Annotated in this window: 12 protein-coding genes; 8 read left to right on the top strand and 4 right to left on the bottom strand. The window is 62.1% G+C overall.

The window, feature by feature from the left end; genetic code table 11:
- The first annotated feature begins 40 nt into the window (after positions 1-40).
- Together GUC32_RS14215 and GUC32_RS14210 are read left to right on the top strand one after the other, a co-directional pair.
- Positions 41-265, top strand: a complete 225-nt coding sequence (locus GUC32_RS14215; protein ID WP_025303190.1) for a hypothetical protein — start codon at positions 41-43, stop codon at positions 263-265.
- The gene (locus GUC32_RS14210; RefSeq protein WP_033643416.1) at positions 262-528 is read left to right on the top strand and encodes a hypothetical protein; all 267 of its coding nucleotides are present in this window, start codon (positions 262-264) and stop codon (positions 526-528) included. Before GUC32_RS14215 ends, GUC32_RS14210 begins: the two co-directional genes overlap by 4 nt.
- Positions 529-537: 9 nt before the next feature.
- On the opposite strand, the gene GUC32_RS14205 is transcribed toward GUC32_RS14210, so the two are convergent.
- Genes GUC32_RS14205 through GUC32_RS14195 form a run of 3 tightly spaced genes read right to left on the bottom strand, consistent with a single transcriptional unit; the run spans position 538 to position 3,115 of the window.
- A complete protein-coding gene (locus GUC32_RS14205) occupies positions 538-690 on the bottom strand; it encodes a DUF2474 domain-containing protein (protein WP_071605360.1) in 153 nt (50 codons plus the stop codon).
- Positions 691-704: 14 nt separating this feature from the next.
- Entirely contained in the window at positions 705-1,712 is a 1,008-nt protein-coding gene (cydB, locus tag GUC32_RS14200; protein WP_025303188.1) for a cytochrome d ubiquinol oxidase subunit II, read from the bottom strand.
- Between the two features lie 2 nt (positions 1,713-1,714).
- Positions 1,715-3,115, bottom strand: coding sequence for a cytochrome ubiquinol oxidase subunit I (locus tag GUC32_RS14195; protein WP_016927376.1), 1,401 nt, complete (start codon positions 3,113-3,115; stop codon positions 1,715-1,717).
- Positions 3,116-3,259: 144 nt separating this feature from the next.
- Here GUC32_RS14195 and GUC32_RS14190 point away from each other — a divergent pair, with 144 nt between their 5' ends.
- The 6 genes from GUC32_RS14190 to GUC32_RS14165 all read left to right on the top strand — a co-directional run bounded on the left by GUC32_RS14190 (position 3,260) and on the right by GUC32_RS14165 (position 10,422).
- Positions 3,260-4,678 (top strand): PLP-dependent aminotransferase family protein, encoded by a 1,419-nt coding sequence (locus GUC32_RS14190; RefSeq protein WP_167324384.1) that lies wholly within the window; start codon positions 3,260-3,262, stop codon positions 4,676-4,678.
- Positions 4,679-4,832: 154 nt separating this feature from the next.
- Positions 4,833-6,521, top strand: coding sequence for an ABC transporter substrate-binding protein (locus GUC32_RS14185; protein ID WP_141998282.1), 1,689 nt, complete (start codon positions 4,833-4,835; stop codon positions 6,519-6,521).
- 48 nt (positions 6,522-6,569) lie between these two features.
- Entirely contained in the window at positions 6,570-7,526 is a 957-nt protein-coding gene (locus GUC32_RS14180; protein ID WP_004934604.1) for an ABC transporter permease, read from the top strand.
- Positions 7,527-7,530: 4 nt separating this feature from the next.
- A complete protein-coding gene (gene opp4C / locus GUC32_RS14175) occupies positions 7,531-8,481 on the top strand; it encodes an oligopeptide ABC transporter permease (RefSeq protein ID WP_025303184.1) in 951 nt (316 codons plus the stop codon).
- The gene (locus GUC32_RS14170) at positions 8,478-9,464 is read left to right on the top strand and encodes an ABC transporter ATP-binding protein (protein WP_025303183.1); all 987 of its coding nucleotides are present in this window, start codon (positions 8,478-8,480) and stop codon (positions 9,462-9,464) included. The genes opp4C and GUC32_RS14170 overlap by 4 nt, the downstream gene beginning before the upstream one ends.
- Positions 9,454-10,422 (top strand): ABC transporter ATP-binding protein, encoded by a 969-nt coding sequence (locus tag GUC32_RS14165; protein WP_025303182.1) that lies wholly within the window; start codon positions 9,454-9,456, stop codon positions 10,420-10,422. The genes GUC32_RS14170 and GUC32_RS14165 overlap by 11 nt, the downstream gene beginning before the upstream one ends.
- Positions 10,423-10,424: 2 nt before the next feature.
- Here the strand turns inward: GUC32_RS14165 and GUC32_RS14160 are convergent, their stop codons facing one another.
- Positions 10,425-11,399, bottom strand: a complete 975-nt coding sequence (locus tag GUC32_RS14160) for an alpha/beta hydrolase (protein ID WP_369435285.1) — start codon at positions 11,397-11,399, stop codon at positions 10,425-10,427.
- Positions 11,400-11,638 lie beyond the last annotated feature (239 nt).

Below are 11,638 nucleotides of genomic sequence, written 5' to 3'. Positions count from 1 at the left end.
GACTTTCCCTCTGTGAATCAACGGCCACAGGAGGTGGACTATGCGCAGCTTGCCGATTCGGTTATCGAACAAAATTGATGATGATCTGAACGATATCGCCCGGCGTCACGGGATGGAAAAAACCGAGGTAATCAAAATGGCGTTTGCACTGATTACCCTTGCCGATAAGTACTGGATGAAACAGGATGGTACTTCTCTTGGCATTGTACGGGAGAAGGGTGAACAGCTTGAAGCGGTGGGGCGGGTCGTGGAGATCTTCCCATGAACATCGAAAGCCGTAATCTGCGCGATGAGGCCAGCCAGGTTTATCTGGAGCAGGTCTTGGTCTTCGACGAAATGGAGCGGCTGCGCCTGGCACGCCAGGTGCTGTGCGGGATATTCGCCGTCAGCGTGGGCGTATTCGCCGCCCACGCGTATTGGGAGAAAAACGAAGCGCTGAATCAGGTGTTCGAGCTGGTGAAGATCGGCGCCTTGCCGCTGGTCACGCTGGTGGTCTCTTTTTACTTTCCCAACAGCGCGTCCAGATAAGGCGCCACGTCAATGCGACTTCATGCCCGCCGCGGTCATCAGCAGGCGGAACAGTGAGGCAACCACGAATAACCCCAGCACGCTGGCGCTCCAGATGATCACCAGCCAACCGATGCGTTTCCACCAGGGCGCCGGAGCGGCGGTTGCCGTTTTATCTTGCATAGCGTCCTCCCTTCTCAATGATAGCCGTGTTCATGGCTGATCTTGCCGCGGAACACGTAGTAGCTCCAGAAGGTGTAGACCAGAATGATTGGGATGATGAACAGCGCGCCCACCAGCATAAAGCCGAGGCTCTGCGGTGGTGCTGCGGCGTCCCACAGGCTGATGGCCGGCGGGATCAGGTGCGGCCAGATGCTGATGCCAAGTCCGCTCAGGCCGAGGAACACCAGCAGCAGCGTCAGCATAAACGGCGAGTAGTGCGCGCCGCGTTTCACTCCGCGTTGAATTCCCCAGGCGCTGAGCAGCACCAGCAGCGGTACCGGCAGCAGCCAGAACAGGTTAGGCAGCGTAAACCAGCGGGCGGCGATTTCCGGATGGGCGATCGGCGTCCAGACACTGACCGCAGCCAGCACCAGCAACAGGATGGCCAGCAGCGGCGTCGCCAGGTGATACATGCGTGCCTGCAGTTCACCGGCGGTTTTCATCACCAGCCAGGTACAGCCGAGCAGGGCATAGGTCACCACCAGCCCCAGCCCGCAGAACAGCGCGAACGGCGTTAGCCAGTCCAGCGCGCCGCCGGCGTAGGTGCGGCCTTCTACCGGGAAGCCGTTGATCACGGCGCCCACCACCACACCCTGGCTGAAGGTGGCGAACAGTGAGCCCCAAATAAACGCCTTGTCCCAGATATGGCGCTTCTCCGGCGTCGCCTTGAAGCGAAACTCGAAGGCCACGCCGCGGAAAATCAGCCCGATCAGCATCAGCGTCAGCGGGATCGCCAGCGCGTCGAGGATGACCGAATAGGCCAGCGGGAAGGCGCCGAACAGTGCGGCGCCGCCCAGCACCAGCCAGGTCTCATTGCCGTCCCACACCGGGGCGACGGTGTTCATCATCAGATCGCGGTCGCCGCTCTCTTTCACCCACGGAAACAGGATGCCGATGCCCAGGTCGAAACCGTCCATCACCACGTACATCATGGTGCTGAACACGATGATGACAAACCAAATCAGCGGAAGATCGATACCCATGTTCAGCTCCTGTCGTCCAGAGTGTCGTTGACCGCGGACAGCGGACGCGCCGGCCGGCCCTCGGTATTGTCTTCTTGGTGTTCATGCGGCTGCGGCCCTTTGCGGATCAGGCGCATCATGTAGGAATACCCCACGCCGAACACCGAACAGTAGACGATGATGAACGCCAGCAGGCTGATGCTCATGTGCAGGTCGCCGTGCGCGGAGACCGCATCCTTGGTGCGCAGAAGGCCGTACACCACCCACGGTTGGCGGCCGATCTCGGTGGTGAACCAGCCCGCCAGCAGCGCCAGCAGCCCGGAAGGGCCCATCCACAAAATGAAGTACAGGAACGGACGCGACTGATACAGCCCGCCGCGCCAGCGCAGCCACAGGCTCCACACCCCGGCCAGAATCATCAGCATGCCCAGCCCGACCATGATGCGGAACGACCAGAACACCACGGTGGAGTTGGGGCGATCTTCCGGCGGGAAGGATTTGAGCGCCGGTACCTGTTCGGTCAGGCTGTGCGTCAGGATCAGGCTGCCGAGGTAAGGCACCTCCAGCTTGAAGCGGGTTTCTTCGCGCTGCATGTCCGGCCAACCGACCAGGATCAGCGGCGTGGCTTCGCCCGGCGGATTTTCCCAGTGGCCTTCGATGGCGGCGATCTTCGCCGGCTGGTGTTTCAGCGTATTCAGGCCGTGCGCATCGCCGATCATCGCCTGCACCGGCGCGACGATCAGCGCCATCCACATCGCCATCGACAGCATTTTGCGCATCGCCGGGGTATCACGGCCGCGCAGCAGATGCCAGGCGGCGGAGGCGCCGACGAAGAACGCCGAGGAGAGGAAGGCGGCGGTGGACATGTGCAGCAGGCGGTACGGGAAGGACGGGTTGAAGATCACCTTCAGCCAGTCGACCGGGACCACCTGGCCGTTGATGATTTCATGCCCCTGCGGGGTCTGCATCCAGCTGTTGGAGGCCAGGATCCAGAAGGTGGAGATCAGTGTGCCGAGCGCGACCATGCAGGTGGCGAAGAAGTGCAGCCCTGGGCCGACGCGGTTCCAGCCGAACAGCATCACGCCGAGGAAACCGGCTTCGAGGAAGAAGGCGGTCAGCACTTCATAAGTCAGCAGCGGCCCGGTAATGCTGCCGGCGAACTCGGAGAAGAAGCTCCAGTTGGTGCCGAACTGATAGGCCATCACCAGCCCGGACACCACGCCCATGCCGAAGTTAACGGCGAAAATCTTTGACCAGAAATGGTAAAGCTCACGGTAGGCTTCATTGTGCGTTTTCAACCATAACCCTTCCAGCACCGCCAGATAACTGGCTAAACCGATGGTGATGGCGGGGAAGATGATATGGAAAGACACGGTGAAGGCGAACTGTATTCTGGCGAGTTCCAGTGCATCAAGACCCAGCATGGCGCCTCCTAGGGTTGAACATAAATTAACCTCTTGAGTATAGCTGTCATTTTTATGTGAAAAGCTTGGCGTTAAGTTAATCACGAAGTACAGTGACTATAATAGTGACAGTTATTTTACTTTTTCATATAACAGTTAATGGTTATGACCCGATACGAGCAGCTTGCGCAGCAGATTAGAGAACAGATCCAGAACCGGGTGTGGCGGGCGGGCGACAAGCTGCCTTCGCTGCGCGAGAGCGGAAAACGCGCCGGATTAAGCCTGATGACGGTGGTGCAGTCTTACCAACTGCTGGAGAGCCAGGGGTGGATCGTCGCCCGCCCGCAGTCGGGCTACTATGTGGCGGCGCGTCCGCAGCCGCTGCCTCAGCCTTCGCGCGGCGAGAAACTGTTGCTGAGCGAGCAGGTGGACATCAACGCCTTTATTTTTGACGTGCTGCAGGCCTGCAAGGATCCGGACATCGTGCCTTTCGGTTCGGCCTTTCCCGACGCTACGCTGTTCGCCCAGCCGAAGCTGGCGCGGGCGCTGAGCAGCGTAGCGCGCAAGTTCACGCCGCACAGTTCGCTGGCCAACCTGCCGCCGGGCAACGACGCGCTGCGGCGGCACATTGCCCAACGCTATGCGCTGAGCGGCATGCAGGTTGCCCCGGACGAAATCGTCATCACCGCCGGGGCGATGGAGTCGCTCAGCCTCAGCCTGCAGGCGGTGACCCAGCCGGGCGACTATGTGGCGATCGAATCGCCGGCGTTTTACGGCGCGCTGCAGGCGCTGGAACGGCTGCGGTTAAAGGCGGTGGCGATCGCCACGCATCCGCAGGACGGTATCGATCTGGACGCGCTGCAGCAGGCGGTGGAACAGTATCCGATCAAGGCCTGCTGGCTGATGACCCACTTCCAAAATCCGCAGGGCGCCACCCTGCCGGAGGCCAACAAGCAGCGCCTGGTGGAGCTGCTGCGCGGACGGCAGATTTCGCTGATCGAAGACGATGTCTACGGTGAGCTGTACTTCAGCGCCGAACGGCCGCTGCCGGCCAAGGCGCTCGATAGCGGCGGCCAGATCTTGCACTGCTCGTCGTTTTCCAAATGCCTGGCGCCGGGCTTTCGCGTCGGCTGGGTAGCGGCGGGGCGTTATGCGCAGCAGATCCAGCGTTTGCAGCTGATGAGCACCGTTTCCACCAGCGTGCCGACCCAGATGGCGCTGGCGGATTATCTGCTGCACGGCGGCTACGATACCCATCTGCGGCGGCTGCGGCGCCTGCTGGCTCAACGCCAAAGCGCGATGCGTCAGGCGATCGCCCACCATTTCCCGCCGACGGTGAAGGTCAGCCAGCCCGACGGCGGTTATTTCCTGTGGCTGGAGCTGGATCCGGCGCTGTCGTCGATGGAACTGTACCGGCGGGCCCTTTCCCGGGGCATCAGCATCGCGCCGGGGCGCATGTTCACGACCGGCGACCATTTCAACCACTGCTTCCGCCTCAACGCCTCTTTTGAATGGAATGACCGCTTTGAAGAGGCGATCAAAACCTTAGCCAAACTTATCCGGGGGCTGGCTGCGACCGGTTGAACCGCGATTTGCAGCGGGCTTTGCCCCAGAAAAATTCATAATGCTTTTTTCGGCAATGGAATGCCGGTTTCGTTGTTAGACAGCCCTCCAGCCGCCCATTACTCTGCGATAAATTTTGTCACATTTTTATCAACGGGAAGACGAGGGGCTGTGGGTGAGAAGAATAAAAAATAAGCTAAACAAACTGTTGCGATATCGCCTGACACCGCTGGCGTTGGTCTGCGCGCTGGGGCTGAGCGGCGTCGTTCAGGCGGAAACGCTGGCCGAAGGTATCACGCCGGCCAGCGACACCGCTCGGGTGCCGGCCGCCGCCAAACTGCGTAAAGACACCGTGGTGGCGGGCATCTCTGAGCCGCAGGGGATTTTCAACCCGTATCTGTTCACCAACGGCTGGGACGAGAACGTAACCGACGTGATCTTCAGCCGCCTGATCGGCCTGGACAGCCAGGGCAAGCCAGAAGGGCGATTGGCGGAGTCCTGGCAGGTCAGCCCCGATAATCTGACCTACATCATTAAGCTGCGGCCGAATTTGGTCTACAGCGACGGCTCGCCGCTGAAAGCCGACGATATCGCCTTTACCCTGACGCTGCTGCACGATCCGGCCTATGACGGCGACACCGATATCACGCCGGCGCACATCCAGGGCGGCGCCGAGTATAAAAACGGTACCGCCGCCGGCATCAGCGGGCTGAAGGTGATCGACGATCGCACCATTCAGATCGTCACCACCCAGCCGGGCGCGACCACGTTGCAACTGATTGGCGGGCCGGTATTGTCGCGGGCTTACTACGGCAAAGACTATCAGCGCGGCAAGCTCGACAGCGTGCGCGCCTTGAACGGCAAGCCGCTCGGCAACGGCCCCTATATTTACGACAAGTACGTGCCGGGGCAGGAGATCCGCTTCCACGCCAACCCGAACTTCTACCTCGGCCCGCCGCCGATGGCGCGCTTTATCTACCGCGTCACCAACCCGGCCACCAACTTCCAGCTGTTCCAGACCGGTGAGACCGACTACGACGCCTTTACCGCCAAACCGGACGATATCGAACAGCTCAAGCTGCTCGGCTTCGCCAATATCAACCTTTACAGCTCAAGCGATTACAGCCGCGTTGATTTCAACCTCAGACGCCCGGCGCTGCAGGATAAACGGGTGCGCCAGGCGCTGATCTACGGCCTCGATCGGCAAAAGCTGATCGCCGTGGTGTACCAGGGGTACGGCAAGGTCGCCAACCAGCCGATTTCGCCGATCTCCTGGGCCTATGACGCGAACGGCATCAATCCCTACGCTTACGATCTCGATAAGGCCAAAAAGCTGTTGGACGAGGCCGGTTGGCAGATGGGCGCTGACGGTATCCGGCAGAAAGACGGTAAAAAGCTGGAGCTGACGCTGCTGGTAACCAAAAAGCTGATCAACGACGCGCTGGTGCCGATCGCCAAGGATAACTATCGCCGGCTCGGCGTGGTGCTGAAACCGCAGGTATTGGACTTCAACGCGCTGTTGGCGCAGCGCAAGGCGGGCAATTACGACCTGGCGTCCCTCAGCACCAGTACGCTGAACGATCCGCACGACGGCGTACGCGATTTCATCAGCAGCGAGAGCGAGACCGGTTATCACAACCCGCAGGTAGACGCGCTGATCGCCAGGGCCAATGCCACGCTGGATATCGCCCAGCGCAAGCCGCTGTATCACCAGCTGTATCAAGTGTTGGCGGACGATCCGCCGGTGATCCTGCTCGGCAACCGCGAGATTTTGAGCGCCAGCAGCGCGCGCGTCACCGGCTTTAAACCGGATATCTACAACGGATTGGTCGGCAGCCTGCCGAACGTCAAACCGGCGCCGTAACGCCCTGACGCCGCCGCGCCATTCCGGGCGGCGGCGATGGAACCCGCGATGAGAAACTTTATCCTGCGCCGTCTGTTGCAGACTATCCCGATGCTGTTGTTGGCTTCCTTGCTGATTTTTTGCATTTTCGCCCTGGCGCCCGGCGATTTTATCGACGGCAACATCAATTTGACCGCGCAACGCGCCGCCGAGCTGCGGGCGCTGTATGGGTTGGATCAGCCGTTGTTCAGCCGCTACCTGCACTGGCTCGGCCGCTTGCTGCAGGGCGATCTCGGTTTTTCGCTGCAGTATCAGATCCCGGTCAGCACGTTGCTGAATCAATACATCTGGAACTCGTTCCTGCTGGCGGCGGTGGCGATGGTGCTGTATTGGGGCATCGCGTTGGCGGTGGGGGTGATCTCGGCGATGAAACCCTATTCGCTGTTCGATCATCTGATCACCGTGGCGGTGTTCGCCGCTATGTCGTTTCCGACGTTCTTCCTGTGCCTGTTGCTGATCAAATGGTTCGCCGTCGACCTGCACTGGCTACCGGCGGGCGGCATGTTGCGTACCGGCAGCGAAGCGAGCGGACTGGCCTGGGCGCTGGAGGTGGCGGCGCACCTGCTGTTGCCGGTGCTGGCGCTGGTGATGCTGCAGGCCGGCAGCCTGACGCGCTATTTTCGCGCCAGCATGCTGGAGGTGATCCGCATGGACTATATCCGCACCGCGCGCGCCAAGGGGCTCAGGGAGAAAACGGTGATCCTCAAACACGCGCTGCGCAATGCGCTGTTGCCGATCATCACCCTGCTGGGGTTCGAGCTGCCGGGATTGTTCTCCGGCGCGCTGATCACCGAAAAAATCTTCAACTGGCCGGGCGCCGGACATATCCATATCGATTCGTTGGCGGCGCGTGATTACCCGGTATTGATGGGGTTCACGCTGTTTCTGGCCGCCTTGACCATTCTCGGCAATCTGCTGGCGGATATTCTGTACGCCTACGCCGACCCGCGCATTCGCTTGAGGTAACACGATGTTGGTTACGCTGTTTTTCGGCCGCCGTCGCCGTTGGCGACAGGCACAGCTGCCTGCGCTGGCGCAACTGTCGCCACCGCCCGCCGCTCAGGCCTGGCGACGTTTGCGCCGCCACCGACCGGCGATGATTTCGCTGGCGTTGCTGGTGCTGTTGGCGCTGCTGTGCCTGATTGGGCCGTCGCTGTCGCCGTGGCGCGACGATGCCGGCGACGTGCTGAATATCAACCAGGCGCCGAGCGGCGCGCACTGGTTGGGCACAGACTTTCTCGGCCGCGATATCTGCACCCGGCTGCTGCTGGCGGGGCGGATATCGCTGACCATCGGCCTGGTGTCGATGCTGCTGTCGGTAACGCTGGGCTATGTGCTGGGGGCGCTCGCCGGTTATCTGGGGGGCGTGGCGGACAGGCTGATCATGCGCTTCGCCGATCTGCTGATGACCATTCCCGGCCTGCCGCTGCTGATCATCATGGGGGCGATGCTGACCGAACTCGACGTGTCGCCGGACTACCGCATCTACATGGTGATGATCATGCTGAGCCTGCTGGGCTGGCCGTCGCTGGCGCGGCTGGTGCGCGGCCAGATCCTGTCGCTGCGCGAGCGGGATTTCATGTTGGCTACCGAGGTGCTGGGGCTCTCTACCCGGCGGCGTCTCTTCGGCCATCTGCTGCCCAACACCGTGCCGATTTTGGTGGTGGTCGCCACCATGGCGGTGGCCAACGCCATCCTCAGCGAGTCGGCGTTGAGCTACCTTGGGCTGGGCGTGGTGCCGCCGACGCCGTCGTGGGGCAACATGATGGACGCCGCCAATAGCCTGATCGACTTTCAGCGCCGCCCCTGGCTGTGGATGCCGCCCGGGCTGGCGATCTTCGTCACCGTGGTGGCGATCAATATTTTGGGCGACGGCCTGCGGGACGCGCTCGATCCGAAAATGAACGGGGTAACACGATGAGCCAACCGCTGGTGGCGTTCGAGCGACTGTCGGTGTCGTTTCAGGGGGAACAAGGGCCGGTGCGGGCGGTGCAGCAGGTCAGCCTTGAGCTGCAGGCCGGGCAAACGCTGGGGATCGTCGGTGAGTCGGGCTGCGGCAAAAGCGTGACCGCCATGGCGCTGATGGGGCTGTTGCCGCAGCCGCTGGCGCAGGTAGACGGCGGTAAAATTCGCTTTGAAGGGCAAAACCTGCTGTCGCTGCGGGCCTCCAAGATGGCCGATCTGCGCGGCAACCGACTGGCGATGATCTTTCAGGAACCGATGAGCGCGCTCAATCCGGTGTTGACCCTCGGCGAACAGCTGGTGGAGCCGCTGATTCGCCACCTGACCCTGTCGCCGAAAGCGGCCTGGCGTCAGGCGATTCAACTCTTGACGGAAGTGGGGTTAGCGCGCGCCGAGGCACTGATGCGCTGCTATCCGCATCAGCTTTCCGGTGGCATGCTGCAGCGCGTGATGATCGCTATGGCGATCGGGTGCCGTCCGGCGCTGCTGATTGCCGACGAACCGACCACGGCGCTCGACGTTACGGTGCAAGCGCAGATCCTGGCGCTGCTGCGTGAGCAGAGCCGGCGACACAACATGGCGATGATCTTGATCACCCACGATCTTGGGGTGATCGCCCAGATGGCGGATCGGCTGGCGGTGATGTACGCCGGGCGCGTCGTCGAGCAGGGCACGACGCGGGAAGTGCTGGCCGAACCGCGGCACCCTTATACTCAGGGGCTGATCGCCTCGCGGCCGGTGCCGGGCCAGCGGCTCCGCCGTTTGTACTCCATTCCCGGCCAGGTGCCGGATCTGGCGCGCTTGCCTGATCACTGTGCGTTTGCCGAGCGCTGTGCGCAGGCCACCGCGCGCTGCCGCGATGGCATTCCGCCGCTGTACGGCACGCCGCAGCGCCAGTCCGCCTGTTTCCTCAACGCCGGAGGGCGCCCGCATGTCGACTGAACCTTTGGTGGAAGTGAAAGGATTAAAGAAATATTTTCCGCTGCGCGACGGACTGTTCGGGCGCACCACCGGTCAACTGAAGGCGGTGGACGACGTCAGCTTCAGCATTCGCAAGGGGCGCATTTTCGGGCTGGTGGGCGAGTCAGGCAGCGGAAAAACCACCGTCGGCCGCACGCTGCTCGGCCTGCACGACAAAACCGCCGGTGAGGTAATGTTCAAAGGGCTGGCACTGGATAGCCTGAGTAAAGATGCGCTGCGCGCCCTGCGGCCGAAAATGCAGTTAGTGTTTCAAGATCCGTACAGTTCGCTGAACCCGCGCCTGCGCGTGGGCGACGCCATTGGGGAAGCGCTGTTGCAACACGGCTTGGCGAGCAAGGCGGAACTGCGCGAACGGGTGCTCGATACCCTGGCGATCTGCGGGCTGTCGCCGCAGCATTATGGGCGGTTTCCGCATGAGTTTTCCGGCGGCCAGCGGCAGCGTATCGGCATTGCGCGCGCGTTGATCCTGCAACCGGAATTTATCGTCGCCGATGAGCCGATATCGGCGCTCGACGTGTCGATTCAGGCGCAGATCATCAATCTGTTTTCCGATTTACAGGAGCGGCAGGGGGTGACGCTGCTGTTTATCTCGCACGATCTCGGCGTGGTGGAGCATCTGTGCCAGGATGTGGCGGTGATGTATTTGGGGCAGATCGTTGAGAGCGCCGATCGCGATGCGCTGTTTCGCCAACCGCTGCATCCCTACACGCAGGCCTTGTTGGCGGCGGTGCCGACGCTGGATGCGCAACGCGCGCCGGCGTGGGTGGCCGGCGGCGAGCCGCCGAACCCCGCCAACCCGCCGCGCGGCTGCCGTTTCCATCCCCGCTGCCCGCTGGCCACGGCGCAGTGCCGCGAACAGGCGCCGCAGCTGCGCAGCGTGGCGCCCGGCCATCAGGTGGCTTGCCACCTGGTCGGCTAGCGTCAGGACAGGTAGTGCTTCAACGCGCGCCCGGCCTGGTGGATAGCCGAATGCACCGCCGGGACGTGGGCGAGCGGATTCAACAGGCCGTAGTCGTGGATCAGCCCGTTGTAGCGGGTGGCGGTGACCTCGACGCCGGCGGCATCGAGCAGACGCGCGTAAGCTTCGCCTTCATCGCGCAGCACATCCAGCTCGGCGGTCTGCACCAGCGCCGGCGGCAAGCCCCGCAGCTGTTCCGGCGTGGCGTTGAGCGGCGAAGCGTAGATATCTTTGCGCTGCGCCTTATCGGGCGCGTAGCTGTCCCAAAACCACTTCATCATGTTGCGGGTCAGGAAATGGCCTTCGGCAAACTGATGATAGGAGTCGGTATCAAACTGGGCACGGGTGACGGGCCACAGCAGGATCTGGCAACGCAGTGCCGGTATGCCTTTCTCTTTGGCCATCAGGCTGACCACCGCCGCCATATTGCCGCCGGCGCTGTTGCCGACCACCGCCAGCCGTGAACCGTCGACGTTGATCTTCTCGCCGTACTCGGCCACCCATTCGGTGGCGGCGTAAGCCAGGTTGATCGCCTCGGGGTAGCGCACCTCCGGTGAGCGGGGATAGTTGACGAACACCGCCGCCGCGCCGGAGCTGTAAACCAGATCGCGCACCAGGCGCTCGTGGGTGGGGAAATCGCCCAGCACCCAGCCGCCGCCGTGAAAGAACATGAATACCGGCGGCGCCTCGTTGACCCTGGCCGGCCGCACCAGCTGCAGCAGAATATCCTGACCTTCTACGTGAATCGTTTTTTCGCTGATCTCGACCTCGCGCAGCGGCACCTCGACGCTGCGTTGCGCGCCCTCCAAGACCCTGCGTGCCTCTTTAGGCTTCATCTGTTCCATGGGTTTACCGCCGGCGGCATTCAGCGCGTCGAGAAATGCGCGGATGTCGTGCTGGGCGTGTGGCTGGCTGAGATCGACGGTTTTCTTGGGCATGGTGACTCCTTGGGCGCAGAAGAGAAGGGGCGGTCAGGATCACAGTGTAGCCGCTGGCAAACAAAGCGGGAGTGGAGGCTGACGGCGGTCAGCGCGGCCCGTGTTTTGGGGATGTTGCAGGTGGGATCTCCGCGTCACTGCCGTCTTGCACAATCCTGACGCACCGCTGCACCCAATTGGGGCAAAAAGTGTGAGGGCGAGCAAATTGGGTGAAATTATTTTTGCGAGCCCGATCAGAA

Source organism: Serratia sp. NGAS9, assembly GCF_009905295.1.
GTDB lineage: Bacteria > Pseudomonadota > Gammaproteobacteria > Enterobacterales > Enterobacteriaceae > Serratia > Serratia bockelmannii.
The sequence above is the reverse complement of the archived record's forward strand: the minus strand, read 5'-3'. Positions and strand labels throughout refer to the sequence as shown.